The 17806-nt window shown below is 60.4% G+C and carries 16 protein-coding genes; 8 read left to right on the top strand and 8 right to left on the bottom strand.

Annotated elements, in window-relative coordinates; all coding sequences use genetic code 11:
• Positions 1–16 precede the first annotated feature (16 nt).
• From AAEZ06_RS11450 to bioB, 6 genes are all read right to left on the bottom strand, one after another.
• The gene (locus AAEZ06_RS11450; protein WP_149413455.1) at positions 17–289 is read right to left on the bottom strand and encodes a pyrroloquinoline quinone biosynthesis protein PqqE; all 273 of its coding nucleotides are present in this window, start codon (positions 287–289) and stop codon (positions 17–19) included.
• Positions 290–395: 106 nt separating this feature from the next.
• Entirely contained in the window at positions 396–1076 is a 681-nt protein-coding gene (bioD, locus tag AAEZ06_RS11445; RefSeq protein ID WP_350614332.1) for a dethiobiotin synthase, read from the bottom strand.
• Entirely contained in the window at positions 1073–1900 is an 828-nt protein-coding gene (bioC, locus tag AAEZ06_RS11440) for a malonyl-ACP O-methyltransferase BioC (protein WP_149413453.1), read from the bottom strand. The genes bioD and bioC overlap by 4 nt, the downstream gene beginning before the upstream one ends.
• Positions 1893–2624: an alpha/beta fold hydrolase gene (locus AAEZ06_RS11435; protein ID WP_149413452.1), complete on the bottom strand. Its 732-nt coding sequence runs from the start codon at positions 2622–2624 to the stop codon at positions 1893–1895. The genes bioC and AAEZ06_RS11435 overlap by 8 nt, the downstream gene beginning before the upstream one ends.
• Positions 2617–3795 carry an 8-amino-7-oxononanoate synthase gene (gene bioF / locus AAEZ06_RS11430; RefSeq protein WP_350614330.1) on the bottom strand — a complete coding sequence of 393 codons (1179 nt, stop codon included), beginning with the start codon at positions 3793–3795 and terminating at the stop codon, positions 2617–2619. The genes AAEZ06_RS11435 and bioF overlap by 8 nt, the downstream gene beginning before the upstream one ends.
• Before the next feature lie 67 nt (positions 3796–3862).
• Positions 3863–4918: a biotin synthase BioB gene (gene bioB / locus AAEZ06_RS11425; protein ID WP_149413450.1), complete on the bottom strand. Its 1056-nt coding sequence runs from the start codon at positions 4916–4918 to the stop codon at positions 3863–3865.
• 92 nt (positions 4919–5010) lie between these two features.
• Between bioB and AAEZ06_RS11420 the strand changes: the two genes are divergently transcribed.
• From AAEZ06_RS11420 to rarD, 5 genes are all read left to right on the top strand, one after another.
• Positions 5011–5748 carry a ComFC family protein gene (locus AAEZ06_RS11420; protein ID WP_350614327.1) on the top strand — a complete coding sequence of 246 codons (738 nt, stop codon included), beginning with the start codon at positions 5011–5013 and terminating at the stop codon, positions 5746–5748.
• 65 nt (positions 5749–5813) lie between these two features.
• Entirely contained in the window at positions 5814–6578 is a 765-nt protein-coding gene (locus AAEZ06_RS11415; RefSeq protein ID WP_350614325.1) for a TOBE domain-containing protein, read from the top strand.
• Between the two features lie 81 nt (positions 6579–6659).
• On the top strand, positions 6660–8558 hold the full coding sequence (locus tag AAEZ06_RS11410) for a PhoX family protein (RefSeq protein ID WP_350614323.1): 1899 nt from the start codon (positions 6660–6662) through the stop codon (positions 8556–8558).
• Positions 8559–8806: 248 nt separating this feature from the next.
• Entirely contained in the window at positions 8807–9781 is a 975-nt protein-coding gene (locus AAEZ06_RS11405) for a serine/threonine protein kinase (RefSeq protein ID WP_133102316.1), read from the top strand.
• Between the two features lie 201 nt (positions 9782–9982).
• Complete coding sequence (gene rarD, locus AAEZ06_RS11400) at positions 9983–10867, top strand: EamA family transporter RarD (protein WP_149413446.1); 885 nt, start codon at positions 9983–9985, stop codon at positions 10865–10867.
• 110 nt (positions 10868–10977) lie between these two features.
• Here rarD and AAEZ06_RS11395 read toward each other — a convergent pair whose 3' ends face one another.
• A complete protein-coding gene (locus tag AAEZ06_RS11395; protein ID WP_149413445.1) occupies positions 10978–11496 on the bottom strand; it encodes a glycine cleavage system transcriptional repressor in 519 nt (172 codons plus the stop codon).
• Positions 11497–11936: 440 nt separating this feature from the next.
• Here AAEZ06_RS11395 and AAEZ06_RS11390 point away from each other — a divergent pair, with 440 nt between their 5' ends.
• The gene (locus tag AAEZ06_RS11390) at positions 11937–14114 is read left to right on the top strand and encodes a malate synthase G (RefSeq protein ID WP_350614320.1); all 2178 of its coding nucleotides are present in this window, start codon (positions 11937–11939) and stop codon (positions 14112–14114) included.
• A gap of 74 nt (positions 14115–14188) precedes the next feature.
• Here AAEZ06_RS11390 and AAEZ06_RS11385 read toward each other — a convergent pair whose 3' ends face one another.
• Positions 14189–14635, bottom strand: a complete 447-nt coding sequence (locus AAEZ06_RS11385; protein ID WP_149413443.1) for a response regulator — start codon at positions 14633–14635, stop codon at positions 14189–14191.
• Positions 14636–14891: 256 nt separating this feature from the next.
• On the opposite strand from AAEZ06_RS11385, the gene AAEZ06_RS11380 reads away from it, so the two are divergent.
• A complete protein-coding gene (locus AAEZ06_RS11380) occupies positions 14892–16826 on the top strand; it encodes a putative nucleotidyltransferase substrate binding domain-containing protein (RefSeq protein ID WP_350614407.1) in 1935 nt (644 codons plus the stop codon).
• Positions 16823–17530 carry a 3'-5' exonuclease gene (locus tag AAEZ06_RS11375; protein WP_350614318.1) on the top strand — a complete coding sequence of 236 codons (708 nt, stop codon included), beginning with the start codon at positions 16823–16825 and terminating at the stop codon, positions 17528–17530. Before AAEZ06_RS11380 ends, AAEZ06_RS11375 begins: the two co-directional genes overlap by 4 nt.
• The last annotated feature ends 276 nt before the right edge of the window (positions 17531–17806 follow it).

Genomic DNA, 17806 nt, shown 5'->3' with positions numbered 1-17806 from the left:
CCGGCATGCACTAAATTCAGGCGTAGGTATCGATCAACGTGCCGAGCATTTCATCGGAAGCCTTGGCGATTTTCACGCCCAGCTCCACTTGGAATTTCCCCTCAGCCATCTCGACCATATTGCTCGCCGAATTCGAGGGATCTGCCGCCCGCAAACGGTCGTTTTGCGCGTCCGAAGGCTGGCTAGTGGCGGCACTGGCAATTTTGCCCGCGGCCTGGTCGACACGGTTCTGCCCGGACTGAATGCTGCTCAGCCCAGAATAAAACGCGCTGCTTCCAGAGATGTCCATGGCGTAAACCTGCCTTTACAGAATCATGAACAGTTATTGAAGCAGACATCCTCGGAAAAGGCCCGTCAAAAACACTAATGGCATAATGCCTTAGCTATAGGCAAAACTAGTCAAGCAGATCCAATTGCAGGTATTCAGCGACGGCTTCAGCGCTGGGGTGCTTGAGTTTCGGCACCCTTCCCAGGCATGGCGCCGGCAGTCGCTCGGCCAGCGTGGCGAGGTTTTCTTCCAGACGAGAGGTCTTGGGGTCGATGATATTGGCCACCCACCCCGCCAGCGGGAGGCCATCACGGGCGATGGCTTCAGCGGTCAGCAGCGCATGATTGATGCAGCCCAGACGCACGCCCACCACCAGGATCACTGGTAGCTGCAACGCCTTCGCCAGATCCGACAGGTTGTCCTGATCCGCCAACGGTACCCGCCAACCGCCCGCCCCCTCTATCAAAGTGAAATCCGCCTGTTTGGCAAGAATCTGCTGCATGGGCGTTAACAAGGACTGCACGGTGAGCGCTACTGCAGCTTCCCCGGCCGCCAGATGCGGTGCGATGGCCGGCTCGAATGCCACCGGATTGACCTCGGCATAGGTCAATGGCAACGAACACTCGTCCAACAAGGCCAGCGCATCAGCATTGCGCAAACCCTTGGGCGTCACTTCACAGCCCGAGGCCACCGGCTTGCCAGCTGCGGTGCTCTTGCCCGCTTGCCGCGCCGCACGCAACAGGCCCGCGGCGATGGTGGTCTTGCCGACGTCGGTATCGGTACCAGTGATGAAATAGGCGGTGCTCATAGAGGTTTCTCCAGTACGGCATACACCACTTGATAGGTCGCCGGCAGCCCTTGGGCCTGGCGAAACTGCTCGTATGCCTCAACCAGTGCAACAATCCGTGCACGGCCGGTCAAGCCACCAGGGCGTCCCGGATTAAGATTGTGCGCACCCAACGCTTTCAATTCATGGGTCAGGCTGCGCACATCCGGGTAGTGCAGCACATGGGGACGTTGCTCCAGGCTCACTACCTGCAACCCGCTGTTGTCGCACAGCTGTTGATAAGTACTGAACGGCCGGAAGCGATTAACGTGAACCAGGCCGTCCGCCGCCCGCCAGCTTTCCCGTAGTTCATCCAGCGTCCCGACGCACAGGCTGGCAAACGCCAGCACGCCACCGGGCTGCAACACTCGCCGGGCTTCGCCGAGCACCGCCGCGAAATCGGCGCACCATTGCACCGCAAGACTGGAAAAAATCAGCCCGCAACTGCTGTCCTGCAACGGCAGGCGTTCGGCATCACCGGCGATGAAATGCTCGGCACCGCCCAAGGGCCGGGCGTGATTGAGCATCCCTTCGGCGATATCCAGCGCCAGGCCTTGGCTGCCGGCAAATGTAGCGGCCAGCGCACGGCTGAAATAACCAGTGCCGCAGCCCAGGTCCAACCAGCGCTGGGGAGAAAACCCCTCGGGCAGACGCCGCAGCAGTTCGCCACCGACCGCACGCTGCAACTCGGCGACGCTGTCATAGCTGGCCGCCGCACGGGAAAAGGATGCTGCAACCTGACGCTTGTCGGGCAAGGTCCCTGGCACTGGAAAAGGGCGCAATAGAGGATGGGATAAATCAGTCATCACCGCACTCATGCAAAAAAGCCTGGATCGCCCCGGCTACGCCATGGGGGTCCTCCAGAAGAAAGGCGTGGCCGACCTGTTCAATCAGACCGATTTCAACATCCGGCAATAACTTCAACAGTTCACTGCCCGCCTCAGCGGGCACCAGGCCATCCAGCCCGGCAAACAAATGCAGTTGCGGACCGCGAAAGGCCTGCAAGGCGTCCCGAGTGTCCAACTGCGTCAACAACTCAAGGCCAGTCATCAGCACCTTGGACGGCGTATTCGGCGCACCGCTGACCAACAAGCGCGCCAGGCCCCGTGGATCTTGCGCGCCCTTGGCACAGAGCAGGCCGAAGCGTTTGAGGGTGACTTGGGAGTCGGCATGGCAACCGGCGAGGAAGGCGTCGAAGGTTTCTGCGGGCATTGCGCTCGGCCAACCGTCATGGGCGACGAAACATGGGTTGCAGGCCAAGGTCAGCAAACCGCAACAGCGGTCACCGCGACGGGCCGCCAGCTCCGAAGCAAGCATGCCACCCAGGGACCAACCGCCGAGCCAGGCGTTATCGGGCAGCGTCGCATCGAGTTCGTCGAGCCACTCGTCGAGGTCACTGGAGCCCAGTTCCGGCAAGGGCTCGATATCGACCCGCAGGCGCTCGTCCAACCCTCGCAACGCGGCGGCCAAAGGTTCCAGCGGCGACACGCCAAGGCCCCAGCCGGGCAGCAATATCAGTCGATCACGCATGGTCGGGCTCCTGGCCTAACAAGCGGAAACACTCTTCCAATGCGCTTAACAATAGCTGCACCTGCGTTTCACTGTGGGCCGCCGACAATGTCACCCGCAAACGGGCACTCCCGGCGGGCACTGTGGGCGGACGAATCGCAGTGACCATCAGCCCTCGCTCACGCAGCATCTGTGACAAGCGCACCGCCCGGCCACTGTCGCCGATCATGATTGGCTGGATCGGCGTGAAGCTGTCCATCAGCTCCAGGCCGATTTGCTGGGCGCCCTGGCGAAACTGGCGGATCAGCGTATTCAGATGCTCGCGTCGCCAGTGTTCTGTGCGCAGCAACTCAAGGCTTTTCAGGGTGGCGCACGCCAGCGCTGGCGGCTGGCTGGTGGTGTAGATGTACGGCCGGGCGAACTGGATCAGGCTTTCGATCAACTCCTCGCTGCCGGCGACAAACGCGCCAGCCGTGCCGAACGCCTTGCCCAGGGTGCCGACCAGCACCGGGACGTCTTCCTGGCTCAGGCCGAAATGCTCGACGATCCCGCCACCATTGGCGCCCAGCGGGCCGAAACCATGGGCGTCATCGACCATCAACCAGGCGCCTTTGGCCCGGGTTTCAAGGGCCAGCGCCGGCAGGTCGGCAAGGTCGCCGTCCATGCTGAACACGCCGTCGGTGACCACCAATGTGTTGCCGGTGGCTTTCTCCAGGCGCTTGGCCAGGCTGACAGCGTCGTTGTGCAGATAACGATTGAAGCGCGCCCCACTGAGCAAGCCGGCATCCAGTAAGGAGGCGTGGTTGAGGCGGTCTTCCAGAACCGTATCGCCCTGCCCGACCAATGCAGTAACCGCACCGAGGTTAGCCATGTAGCCGGTGGTAAACAGCAGCGCCCGAGGGCGACCGGTGAGGTCGGCCAGGGCTTCTTCCAGTTCATGGTGCGGCGTGCTGTGGCCAATCACCAGGTGAGATGCGCCACCACCCACGCCCCAGCGAGACGCACCGGCACGCCAGGCTTCGATCACTTGCGGGTGATTGGCCAGGCCCAGGTAGTCGTTGTTGCAGAAGGCGAGCAAAGGTTGGCCATCCACCACCACTTGCGGGCCTTGGGGGCTTTCCAGCAGTGGCCGTTGGCGATAAAGGTGTTCGGCACGACGGGCAGCGAGACGCGCGGCGAGATCGAAAGACATGCAGGCCTCGGGGATATCAGAAATTGAATGTAGCCGCTGCCGCAGCGGCTACAGGGTGAAGCCAGGATCAAACCGCGGCGTTATAAAACTGCTCGCTGCTCTTCTGTTCCACCAGCGCCTGCTCGATGGCCGCCTGGTGTACCTCATCGGCATGCTCCTCGCGAGCTTGCGGCAAGATTCCCAGGCGCGAGAACAACTGCATGTCCTTGTCCGCCTGCGGGTTGGCGGTGGTTAGCAGTTTGTCGCCGTAGAAAATCGAGTTGGCGCCGGCAAAAAACGCCAGGGCCTGCATTTGCTCGTTCATCGCTTCCCGGCCAGCCGACAGGCGCACATGGGATTGCGGCATAAGGATGCGCGCCACCGCCAGCATGCGGATAAAGTCGAACGGGTCGATGTCCTCAGCGTTTTCCAAGGGCGTGCCTGCGACCTTGACCAGCATGTTGATCGGCACCGACTCCGGATGCTCCGGCAGGTTGGCCAGTTGGATCAGCAGGTTGGCTCGATCATCGAGGGACTCGCCCATGCCGAGGATGCCGCCGGAGCAGATCTTCATCCCTGAATCACGCACGTAGGCCAGGGTTTGCAGGCGCTCACCGTAGGTGCGGGTGGTGATGATGGAGCCATAGAACTCCGGCGAGGTGTCGAGGTTATGGTTGTAATAATCCAGACCGGCCTGGGCCAGTGCTTCAGTCTGGTCCTGGTCGAGGCTGCCGAGGGTCATGCAGGTTTCCAGGCCCATGGCCTTGACGCCTTTGACCATCTGCAACACGTAGGGCATGTCCTTGGCCGACGGGTGTTTCCAGGCCGCGCCCATGCAGAAGCGGGTCGAGCCGATGGCTTTGGCGCGGGCGGCCTCTTCGAGGACTTTCTGCACTTCCATCAGTTTTTCTTTTTCCAGGCCCGTGTTGTAGTGGCCCGACTGCGGACAATATTTGCAATCTTCCGGGCAGGCGCCGGTCTTGATCGACAAAAGGGTAGAAACCTGGACCCGATTGGCATCGAAATGCGCGCGGTGCACGGTCTGCGCCTGGAACAACAAGTCATTGAATGGCTGCACGAAAAGCGCTTTGACTTCGGCTAAAGACCAATCGTGACGCAGGTTGGCAGTGATGCTGGCGCTCATGGGCGATTCCTTGTTTATGCTTTGGCAAGCGCTGCGGGAAAGGTAATACCCACAGGCACGACACGGATGCTCGGCATATTTAAGGAAGAATCATGCACTGTCAACCCAGACTCAAACACGAAGTCTACATCTGGTCGAAAAACAACCAGATCTGTTTAATTTGCGATGAGGCCACTGATACGGCCCATTCGATCTGTAACTTCTGCGAAACCGAACTGCCGTGGCTGATGGATCATTGCGAAGTGTGCGCCCTGCCCCTGCCCATGGCGGGCCTGACCTGCGGCCAATGCCAAAGGCAGCCACCCACGTTTAAACACGTAGCTACGCCCTTTACCTACAGCTTCCCGGTCGACACGCTGATCAGCCGCTTCAAGCACCAGGCCCGATGGCCGCTGGGCCATTTGCTGGCACACCTACTGGGACAATGCCTGCAAGATCGCTATGAAAACGCCGAACTGACACGCCCTGACTGCCTGTTCCCGGTTCCCATGGCCCGTAGACGCCTACGGGAAAGGGGCTATAACCAGGCAACAATGCTCGCGCGATGGTTGAGCCAGGATTTGGACATTCCCTGCGATGAGCGGGTGTTACTACGCCCACATGAAACCGTGGCACAGCAAGACCTGGACGCGAAAAACCGCAAAAGCAACCTGCTCAAGGCATTTGCACTGGCACCCGGCGCGGCGGTCAAAGGCCTCCACCTGGCCCTGGTGGACGATGTACTGACCACCGGCGCCACCGCCAACAGCCTGGCCCGGCTGTTAATCGACGCTGGCGCGCGGCAGGTCGACGTGTACTGCCTGGCGCGTACGCCAAAACCTGGCACATGACTTGACGCCGACGCGCCCTGCCCGCAACGTCCTGTGTATTCCATCGAAGCGTGTAACTGTTTGTCATGACTTTACCGACCCTGTTGAGCCAACACATCGTCCGTCGCCCCCAGCGCATTGCCCTGCTGCAGCACATCGCAGAACAGGGCTCCATCACCCGCGCGGCGAAAAGTGCCGGCCTGAGTTACAAAGCCGCCTGGGACGCCATTGATGAGCTGAACAACCTGGCGCAAAAGCCGCTGGTGGAACGCAGCGTCGGCGGCAAGGGCGGTGGTGGCGCGCGGTTATCCACAGAAGGCGAGCGGGTGCTGCGTCTCTACCAACGTCTGCAAGCGTTGCAAGCCCAAGTGCTGGATGCCGCTGAAGATGCCAGCGACCTCGACTTGCTCGGCCGCCTGATGCTACGCACCAGTGCCCGCAATCAGTTGCACGGCAAAGTCATCGCCATCGATAGCCATGGCCGCAACGACCTGATCCGACTGGAGCTGGCCGCCGGGCTCACCCTCGATGCGCAGATTACCCACGACAGTACCCTGCGCCTGGAGCTGGAAATCGGCACCGAGGTGGTGGCGTTGATCAAGGCTGGTTGGCTCGAAGTCGTCGCGGTAGAGGCAGCCACCACACTTGAACACAATTGCATGAGCGGTAATATCGACGCCATTCTCGACGCCGACGATGGCCCCAGCGAAGTGCGCATCGCCCTGCCCAATGGCCAGGTTTTATGCGCGCTGGCGCAACCCGAGCAGCTCAAGGCGTTGGGTGCCGTCAACGGAAAAACCATCCAGGTGCAGTTCGCGCCCAGCAATGTGCTGCTGGGTATCGCGGTGTAACTGACGCCCGTCGCAAAACTGCAACGGTTTCGTCACACCCGTTCCTTATGGTGTTTGCAAAAACCATAAAGGGGGCCTGCTATGAACCTATTAGAAGAAAACCAAGCCACTGACCTTGAACAGATGGTCGGCCTTAGTCGCCGCCGCTTTATCGGTGCCGGCGCCCTGTGCGGTGCTGCAATGTTCCTGGGTGGCAACCTGCTGACCCGCAGCGCCCTGGCCGTCAATGCCGCGTCTTCAAGCCCCTTGCTGGGTTTTGCCAGCATCGCCGCCGCCACCAGCGATACCATCACCCTGCCGCCCGGCTACACCTCTTCGGTGCTGATCAGTTGGGGCCAGCCGCTGCATAAGAATGCACCCGCCTTCGACCCAACCGGCAACGGTACCGCCAAAGCCCAGGAACTGCAGTTCGGCGACAACAATGACGGCATGAGCCTGTTCGCCTTCCCTGGTGACGACCGCAGGGCGCTGATGGCCATCAACAACGAATACACCAACTACCGCTACCTGTTCGCCCACGGTGGCATGCCGCAATCGGCCGAAGACGTGCGCAAGGCCCTGGCCAGCGAAGGGGTGTCGGTGATCGAGGTGCAGCGCAAAGGCGACACTTGGCAGTTCGTCCAGGACTCGCGCTACAACCGGCGCATCCACGGCAACTCGCCCCTGCGCTTCGGCGGTCCGGCTGCCGGGCACTCCTGGCTGCAAACCGAGGCTGACAAGAGCGGCAAAAAAGTCCTCGGCACGTTCCAGAACTGCGCCAACGGCATGACCCCGTGGGGCACTTACCTGACCTGCGAAGAAAACTTCACCGACTGTTTCGGTAGTAGCAACCCGCAGCAAGCGTTCGACGCCGGGCAGAAACGCTACGGCGTGGTAGCCGCCAGCAAGGACATCAACTGGCATCAGCACGACCCGCGCTTTGATATGGCAAAGAACCCCAACGAACTCAACCGCCATGGCTGGGTGGTGGAAATCGACCCGTTCGACCCACAATCCACGCCGGTCAAGCGCACCGCTCTGGGTCGCTTCAAGCACGAAAACGCCGCCCTCGCTGAAACACGCGACGGCCATGCCGTGGTTTACATGGGCGACGACGAACGTGGCGAATTTATCTACAAGTTCATCAGCCGCGACAAGATCAATCACAAAAATCCCAAGGCCAATAAAGATCTACTGGACCACGGCACCTTGTACGTGGCGATTTTCGATGCAGGCGATGGCAATGCAGACCATCCCAAGGGTCAGGGCCAATGGGTCGAACTGACCTTCGGCAAAAACGGCATCGACGCCAGCTCAGGTTTCGCCAGCCAGGCCGAAGTGCTGATCCACGCACGCCTGGCCGCCAGCATCGTGAAGGCCACTCGCATGGATCGCCCGGAATGGATTGTCGTCAGCCCCAGCGACGGCCAGGTTTATTGCACCCTGACCAACAACGCCAAGCGCGGCGAAGACGGCCAACCAGTAGGCGGGCCCAACCCACGGGAGAAAAACGTCTACGGCCAAATCCTGCGCTGGAAGGCCAATGCCGATGACCACGGCGCGCCAAACTTCACCTGGGACTTGTTTGTGGTGGCGGGCAACCCCAGCGTGCATGCCGGCAAGCCCAAGGGCGGCTCGTCCAACATCAACCCGCAGAACATGTTCAACAGCCCCGACGGCCTGGGCTTCGACAAGGCTGGGCGCTTGTGGATTCTCACCGATGGCGACTACAGCAACAGCGGCGACTTTGCCGGCATGGGCAATAACCAGATGTTGTGCGCCGACCCGACGACGGGTGAAATTCGCCGGTTCATGGTCGGGCCGGTGGCGTGCGAGGTGACAGGGATCAGCTTTTCGCCAGATCAGAAAACCCTGTTTGTGGGGATTCAGCATCCAGGGGAAACCGGTGGCTCGACGTTCCCAGAGTATTTGCCCAACGGCAAGCCACGGTCGTCGGTGATGGCGATTCGACGGGAGGATGGTGGGATCGTCGGTTCATAAAGAGCCAACACAGTTTTCTGTGGCGAGCGGGCTTGCCCGCGTTGGGCCGCGCAGCAGCCCCAAAACCAGCCACAGTGTTATGTCTGAAAGAATGCGGCGCTAATAAGAAGGGCTGCTTCGCAGCCCAACGCGGGCAAGCCCGCTCGCCACAACAAGCTCACTCACCCAACACAGCCGCCACCTATCCAGGCTGGTGTGCGATACCATACCGGGCCGGACGCGGCGCCCTGCTGCGCGCAGGAGTTCGCATGGCCCACCCGTTTGCAACACTTACCCCTGACTTGGTGCTCGACGCAGTAGAGAGCATCGGTTTTCTCAGTGACGCCCGCATCCTCGCGCTCAACAGTTATGAAAACCGCGTCTATCAGGTCGGCATCGAAGATTCCGAGCCGCTGATCGCCAAGTTCTATCGCCCTCAGCGCTGGACCAACGAAGCGATTCTCGAAGAACACCGCTTCACTTTCGAACTGGCCGAGTGCGAAGTGCCGGTGGTCGCGCCGATGATCCACAACGGCGAAAGCCTGTTCGAACACGCGGGTTTTCGCTTCACTCTGTTTCCCCGTCGCGGCGGCCGTGCGCCAGAGCCGGGCAATCTCGATCAGTTGCACCGCCTAGGGCAGTTGCTCGGTCGTTTACACGCGGTCGGCGCCACCCGCCCTTTCGAACACCGCGAAGCCCTGGGAGTGAAGAACTTCGGTCACGATTCCCTGACTACCTTGCTGGAAGGTAATTTCATTCCCAAGAGCCTGCTGCCCGCCTACGAGTCCGTGGCCCGCGACCTGCTCAAGCGTGTGGAAGAGGTCTACAAGGCCACACCCCACAAGAACATCCGCATGCACGGCGACTGCCACCCCGGCAACATGATGTGCCGCGACGAGATGTTCCACATCGTCGACCTCGATGACTGCCGCATGGGCCCGGCAGTGCAGGACTTGTGGATGATGCTCGCCGGTGATCGCCAGGAGTGCCTGGGGCAGTTGTCGGAATTGATGGACGGCTACCAGGAGTTCCACGACTTCGATCCTCGCGAGCTGGCGCTGATCGAACCCCTGCGCGCCCTGCGCCTGATGCACTACAGCGCCTGGCTGGCACGGCGTTGGGATGACCCGGCGTTCCCCCACAGCTTCCCGTGGTTCGGCAGCGAGCGGTACTGGGGCGACCAGGTGCTGGCATTGCGCGAGCAACTGTCGGCACTCAATGAAGAGCCGTTGAAACTGTTCTAGACGGGCCCGCTCCTCTGTAGGAGCGAGGGGGACGCCTAGTTCTTGCTCGCGAGAAACCCGAGGGCAACGCGTTCATTCAGGATGATCGCGTTATCGTTAACGGTCTTCGCGAGCAAGCCCGCTCTACAGAAAGCAAATCCCATTGCCCGACAAATCTCCTTACAATCACAGCTTTGTTAGCTGCCTAAGCAAGGATTCTGCATGCAAGCCGCCAACCCCCGTCGCGGGTACATATTGGGCCTGACTGCCTACGTCATCTGGGGAATGTTCCCGCTCTACTTCAAAGCAATCGCCAGCGTTCCCGCCGTAGAAATCATCGTGCACCGCGTGCTGTGGTCGGCGCTGTTCGGCGGCTTGCTGTTGATGGTCTGGAAACACCCTGGCTGGTGGCGCGAACTACGGGACAACCCAAAACGGCTGGCAATCCTGGCCTTGAGCGGGTCCTTGATCGCGGGCAACTGGCTGACCTACGTCTGGTCGGTAAACAGCGGCCGCATGCTGGAAGCCAGCCTGGGTTACTACATCAACCCGCTCGTGAATGTGCTGCTGGGCATGTTGCTCCTGGGCGAACGCCTGCGCCGCCTGCAATGGGTCGCCGTCGGGCTCGCCGCATTGGGCGTCGTGCAACAGGTGTGGCAAGTCGGCAGCCTGCCGTGGGTGTCCCTGGTGCTGGCGTTGACCTTTGGCTTCTACGGTTTGATCCGCAAACAAGCGCCGGTCAAGGCATTGCCGGGGCTGGTGGTGGAAACCTGGATGCTAGTGCCTATTGCCGTGGCCTGGTTGCTGCTCAACCCAAGCGCCCACAGCGCACAAATGGAGTTCTGGGGCACGTCCGAAGCCTGGTGGCTGGTGGCCGCCGGCCCAGTGACGCTGATCCCGCTGGTGTGTTTCAACGCTGCCGCGCGGCATTTGCCCTACACCACACTGGGTTTCCTGCAGTACCTGGCGCCAACGCTGGTGCTGTTGCAGGCGGTGCTGTTGTTCGATGAGCACCTGACTTCCAGCAGCCTGGTGGCGTTTCTGTTTATCTGGGCGGGTCTTGCGGTCTACAGCGTCGATGCCTGGCTCAGCCTACGCAAACGCTGATCAAATAACGCACATAACCCTGCAAGCCACAGCCCGACTGGCTTGCAGGGTTTCACCCCAAGGTTATCCACAGGCCCATGCAAGATTTCCATGCATAACCTTGTGGGCAGTTACTCCTCGCTGCGCAACGCCAACTCCACCATCAAATCGTCGGCCAGGGTTTCGAGCGCCACCTGCAACGTCTCCAGAGGCAGGGTCAGGGGCACCGCCAACAAGGCTTCAGCGTGAAACAGCGGATCGCTACTCATCGGGGCGGGGCGTACATCGGTGATCAGGCGTTCCAGGTTGACACCATGCTTGCTCAGTAACGCCGTGATATCACGCACAATGCCCGGTCGATCATTGCCCACCAGCTCCATGGCAATCGGCTTCCACTCGCAGGATTGCGCGATACCGCTTTCAGCGATCAGTACCCGAATGCCGTGGGCCGACAACCCCTGCAGCGCCCCCACCAATTCATCGTAGGCTTCAGCCGGCACACCGACCCGCAGTATCCCGGCAAACTGCCCGGCCATGCGCGCCATGCGACTTTCCAGCCAATTACCACCATGCTCGGCGATGCACTGGGCGACACGTTCAACCTGGCCGGGTTTGTCCGGCGCAATAACGGTGAGTACGAGATGGTCCATGGTGTCAGCCCTCTTGTGTTGGATTAGGTAGGAGCGAACCCGCTTCTACAGGGTGGACACGGATATCAATGAAGACAAATCGTGTACCATTTTTATATTTATATGGAACAATCCAATAGTTTTTTGAGAACATCCCGTACCCCGCTGTGACTGTACGACCAAAGTGGGTCGCTAAACGACGTATTTAGTCTAATTTTCACAACCGCAACTCATCATGTAGTATGCCGCAGCGCGCACTACATAACGTTAGGTCGATGTCTGCCCAAGCGCCGTCATAACCCCGAACACCCCGTCAGCAAGGTTTGCGCCGTTGATTGGAACCACCCAGCCGCCATCTATGGCATGTACTGGTGCCCAGGGTTTGTGGTTTAAATGGCCAGAGGCTTCATTGGTAAATTGAAAAGCTGAAAAGCGAATAGCTGAGCAGAGTGAGGCAAGCAATGACTGAACACGTTCAAGTCGGTGGCCTGCAGGTCGCCAAAGTCCTGTTCGACTTCGTGAATAACGAAGCCATTCCCGGTACCGGCCTCACCGCCGACCAATTCTGGGCGGGCGCCGACAAGGTCATCCATGACCTGGCCCCGAAGAACAAAGCCCTACTCGCCAAACGCGACGATTTCCAAGCGCGGATCGATGCCTGGCACCAGACACACGCCAGCCAGGCCCACGACCCGGTGGCCTACAAAGCCTTTTTGCAAGATATCGGATACCTGCTGCCAGAAGCGGCGGATTTCCAGGCTTCGACCCAAAACGTCGATGACGAAATTGCCCGCATGGCCGGCCCCCAGCTGGTTGTGCCGGTGATGAACGCCCGTTTCGCCCTCAACGCCTCCAATGCGCGCTGGGGGTCGCTGTACGACGCGCTGTATGGCACCGACGCCATCAGCGAAGCCGACGGCGCCGAGAAAGGCCAGGGCTATAACAAGGTCCGTGGCGACAAGGTCATCGCCTTCGCCCGTGCCTTCCTCGACGAAGCCGCGCCGTTGACAGCCGGCAGCCACGTCGATTCCACCGGCTACAAGATCGTCGACGGCAAGCTCGTCGTCAGCCTCAAGGGCGGCAGCAACAGCGGCCTGCGCAGCGATGCGCAATTGATCGGCTACCAGGCCGATGCCGCCACACCGACCGCGATCCTGCTAAAAAACAACGGTCTGCATTTCGAAATCCAGATCGACGCCAGCACCCCGGTCGGTCAGACCGATGCCGCCGGCGTCAAGGACGTGCTGATGGAAGCCGCCCTGACCACCATCATGGACTGCGAAGACTCCGTCGCCGCCGTCGATGCCGATGACAAAGTGGTGATCTACCGCAACTGGCTCGGCCTGATGAAGGGCGACCTGGCCGAAGAAGTGGCCAAGGGCGGCAAGACCTTCACCCGCACCATGAATGCCGACCGCCGCTACACCGGTGTCGACGGCAACCAAGTGAGCCTGCACGGCCGTTCGCTGTTGTTCGTGCGTAACGTCGGCCACTTGATGACCATCGACGCGATCCTCGACAGCCAAGGCAACGAAGTGCCGGAAGGCATTCTCGACGGCCTGCTCACCAGCCTGGGGGCGATCCACAGCCTCAATAGCAATAACAGCCGCAAGAACAGCCGCACCGGTTCGGTCTACATCGTTAAACCGAAGATGCACGGCCCTGAAGAAGCCGCGTTCACCAACGAGCTGTTTGGCCGCATCGAAGACGTGCTGAAGCTGCCGCGCAACACCCTGAAAGTCGGGATTATGGACGAGGAACGCCGTACCACGGTCAACCTCAAGGCGTGCATCAAGGCGGCCAGCGAACGAGTAGTGTTTATTAACACCGGCTTCCTAGACCGCACGGGCGACGAAATCCACACCTCCATGGAAGCCGGCGCGATGGTGCGCAAGGCGGCGATGAAGACTGAAAAATGGATCGGCGCCTACGAGAACTGGAACGTCGACATCGGCTTGAGCACCGGCCTGCAAGGTCGTGCGCAGATCGGTAAAGGCATGTGGGCCATGCCTGACCTGATGGCCGCCATGCTGGAGCAGAAAATCGCTCACCCGCTGGCTGGCGCCAACACTGCCTGGGTTCCGTCGCCGACGGCTGCTGCGCTGCACGCGCTGCATTACCACAAGGTCGACGTGTTCGCCCGCCAGGCCGAACTGGCCAAGCGCGAGCGCGCGTCGATAGACGACATCCTGACCATTCCATTGGCCAGCAACACCGATTGGCCCGCCTCCGAGATCCGCAACGAACTGGACAACAACGCCCAGGGCATCCTCGGTTACGTGGTGCGCTGGATCGACCAGGGCGTGGGTTGTTCGAAAGTGCCGGACATCAACGACGTTGGCCTGATGGAAGACCGCGCCACCCTGCGCATCTCCAGCCAGCACATCGCCAACTGGTTGCGCCATGGCATCGTCAATGAAGCCCAGGTTCTGGAAAGCCTAAAGCGTATGGCGCCGGTGGTGGATCGGCAGAACGCCGGTGACGCGCTGTACCGTCCGCTGGCTCCGGATTTCGACAGCAACATTGCGTTTCAAGCAGCGGTTGAGTTGGTGATTGAAGGGACCAAGCAGCCGAATGGGTATACCGAGCCGGTATTGCACCGTCGGCGTCGTGAGTTCAAGGCCAAAAACGGTCTGTGAGTAAACGCTAGAAACAACAAAGCCCTGGTCGAGAGATCAGGGCTTTTTTGTGATGCTGCATTTTGAGTTCGAACCTAAGGCGCCATCCCCAACTCCCGCTTCACCAACTTTGCCAGCTTCACGCTATCAATCGGCTTGAGCAGAAAGTCCACCACACTCAAGTGCATGGCATCAATCACATCGGGGGCCTCGGCATCCCCGGACATGATGATGATCGGCAACGCGGCCCGGGTGGACCCCCGCACCTGGCGAATCAATTCCAACCCGTTACTCGGTGCCATGCGCAGGTCGGTGATCAGCAAACCGATGGAGCTGCTGGATTTCAATAAATCCCACGCGGCCTCGCCACTCTCAGCCGTCATACAGCGAATGCCATCCAGGCCAAGGATCTCCGCCAACAGTTCACGGGAGTCCTTGTCGTCGTCCACGATCAAGACCCGTTGTGGCGGCAAATTAGGCTCCTGCATTACGGCGCTCAGCGCCTCGCGCTCGGCATCACTCAAAATATCGTGGTCGGACATACGTTTCTCGGCAGTTCTGATCAATCTCCCAGCACAGAAGTCAGACATCACCAGAAGGGCGCTCAATGTGCACTTCGTCGGAAAGTTTGCCTAGTGGGCGTTCTACGGAGTTTGGACGATATTCATGTAAGGTTTTTCCCTAGTTGTGGAAGTCACATGTCTTGGTATAGCTACCTAGACTTACGTCCAATGGGCACTCGTAGCGCAGGAGTCGACCATGAAGGACGATAACGACAAAAAAACTGCGGTCATGTTTATGAGTAAAGCTGATGCTTTCACACAAGCGGGGAAAACTGCTGTGTTGCAGAACATCCACGGCACCCTGCAATTTCTGCAACGCTTCCCGCCGTTCAACCAAATGGAAAATGCCCACCTGGCGTTTCTGGTGGAACAGTGCCAATTGCGCTTCTACGGCCCCGGCGAGAGCATTCTCAAACCCTCGGGCGGGCCGGTAGAGCACTTCTATATCGTCAAGCAGGGGCGCGTGATCGGCGAACGGCCGCATTCGGCCAAGAGCGGCACCGAAACCACCTTCGAAATCACCACCGGCGAATGCTTCCCCCTGGCAGCGCTGCTAGGGGAACGGGCAACCCGCACCGAGCACAAGGCCGCCGAAGACACCTTCTGCCTGCAATTAAACAAACCGGCCTTCATCAAGCTGTTCGCACTGTCCAGCCCGTTTCGCGACTTCGCCTTGCGCGGGGTGAGCAGCCTTCTGGATCAGGTCAACCAACAAGTCCAGCAAAAAGCTGTGGAAACCCTCGGCACTCAATACTCGTTAAACACGCGCCTGGGCGAACTGGCCATGCGTCATCCGGTGACGTGCAGCCCACTAACGCCGCTGCGCGAGGCCGTGACGCTGATGCATGAGCAACAGGTCGGCAGTATTGTGGTGGTGGATGAGCACAAGGCGCCCCTGGGAATTTTCACCCTGCGGGACCTGCGCCAGGTGGTGGCCGACGGCACCAGCGATTTCACCCAGGGCATCGAGCGCCATATGACCCAGGCGCCGTTCTTCCTGACCCCGGACCACAGCGCCTTCGATGCGGCCATCGCCATGACTGAAAGGCATATTGCCCACGTGTGCCTGGTCAAGGATCAGCGTTTGTGTGGCGTGGTCTCCGAGCGCGACCTGTTTTCCCTGCAACGGGTCGACCTGGTGCACCTGGCCCGCACCATTCGCAACGCGCCACGGGTGGAAAACCTGGTGGCGATCCGTGGCGAAATCGGCCAGTTGGTGGAACGCATGCTGGCCCACGGCGCGTCGTCGGCCCAAATCACCCACATCATTACGCTGCTCAACGATCACACCGTATGCCGGGTCATCGAACTGACCCTGGCGGACAAGGGCGACCCCGGCGTGGCCTTCAGTTGGCTGTGTTTCGGTAGCGAAGGCCGACGCGAGCAAACGCTGTATACCGACCAGGACAACGGCATTCTGTTTGACGCCAAGGATGCTGCCGAAGCTGCCGAAATTCGCGGCCGCCTGTTGCCACTGGCGCAACAGATCAACCAGAGCCTGGCGCTGTGCGGTTTTACGCTATGCAAGGGCAATATCATGGCCGGCAACCCGGAACTGTGCCTGTCGCGCGGTGAGTGGGCGCGGCGCTTTGCCGGCTTTATTCGCCAAGCAACGCCGGAAAACTTGCTCAAATCCAGCATCTATTTCGACTTGCGGGTGGTCTGGGGCGACGAGACGGGTTGTGATCAACTGCGCCAGGGCATTCTCGACCAGGTGGCGGACAACCGCTTGTTCCAGCGCATGCTGGCCGAGAACGCGTTGCGCCAACGCCCGCCCGTGGGGCGTTTCCGAGATTTTGTGCTGACCCGTAAGGGTAATGACAAAGCCACCCTCGACCTCAAGGTTCAGGGGCTCACGCCTTTTGTCGACGGCGCGCGCCTGCTGGCCTTGGCTAATGGCATCAAAGCCAACAACACCCTGGAGCGCTTGCGCCAACTGGTAGACAAGGAAGTCATCGAACGGCTGGACGGCGCTGCCTACGAAGAGGCCTACCACTTTATCCAGCAAACCCGCATGCAGCAGCACCAACTGCAAACCCGCGAGAATCAGCCTTACTCCAATCGCGTCGACCCCGACAGCCTCAACCACCTCGACCGGCGCATCCTGCGCGAATCACTGCGCCAGGCCCAGCGCCTGCAAAGCAGCCTGACGCTACGGTATCAGCTGTGAGTCTGTTCAGTTGGCTGCGCGCGGCCAAGCCGGGACTGGATGCCGGGCAACACGCCCGTCTGGCGCAATTGCCGCCACCGCAAGCGCTTGGTGAAGGCTCATTGCGCGGGCAACGCTGGGTAGTGCTGGACCTGGAAACCAGCGGCCTGAACCTCAATCGCGATCAGGTACTGTCCATCGGTGCCGTGGTGATCGAAGACGGGGCCATCGACTTTTCCCAGCTGTTCGAACGTACCCTGCAACGGGCCGAAACCAAACTCAGCCCCAGCGTGTTGATCCACGGCCTGGGCCCCAGCGCCATCGCCGCCGGCAGCGACCCAGTCGAGGCGCTGCTGGACTTCATAGCGTTTGTCGGCGACAGCCCGTTGTTAGCGTTTCATGCACCGTTCGATCAACACATGCTGGGGCGGGCGCTCAAGGACAGCCTGGGCTATCGCCTGGCCCATACGTTTCTCGATGTCGCCGACATCGCCCCGTTTTTGTGCCCGCAGGCCAACATCCGCGAGGCCGGGCTGGATGACTGGATCGAGCACTTCAAGCTGCAGGTGGGCGAACGTCATCACGCCAGTGCCGATGCGTTGGCCACGGCGGAGCTGATGTTGATTTTGTTCAGCCGGGCACGGCGGCAGCAAATCGATAGCCCGCTGCTGTTGCAGCAGCGATTGAGCCAATGGAAGCGCCGCAAGCAGGCCCCGTCCTTTTAAGCTTGAACACAAAACCCTGTGGCGAGCGGGCTTGCCCGCGTTGGGGCGCGAAGCGGCCCTAAAACCTGAAATCACGGTTTAACTGGAAAAATGCGCTGGCCTGATTGGGGCTGCTGCGCAGCCCAACGCGGGCAAGCCCGCTCGCCACAGGGTAATGTTAGGCGCTCCATTTCCTTAACTTACCGGCATTAGGCAGAGCGGGCTTGCCACAAAGGGTGTCATAACGCCCCTACCCGACCAACGCCAATTGCACCCACCCTTCACCTCTGACACAAT

This window comes from Pseudomonas sp. HY7a-MNA-CIBAN-0227 (assembly GCF_040310325.1).
Classification (GTDB): domain Bacteria; phylum Pseudomonadota; class Gammaproteobacteria; order Pseudomonadales; family Pseudomonadaceae; genus Aquipseudomonas.
Note: the sequence above shows the minus strand (reverse complement) of the source record. Positions and strands in the feature narration are given on the sequence as shown.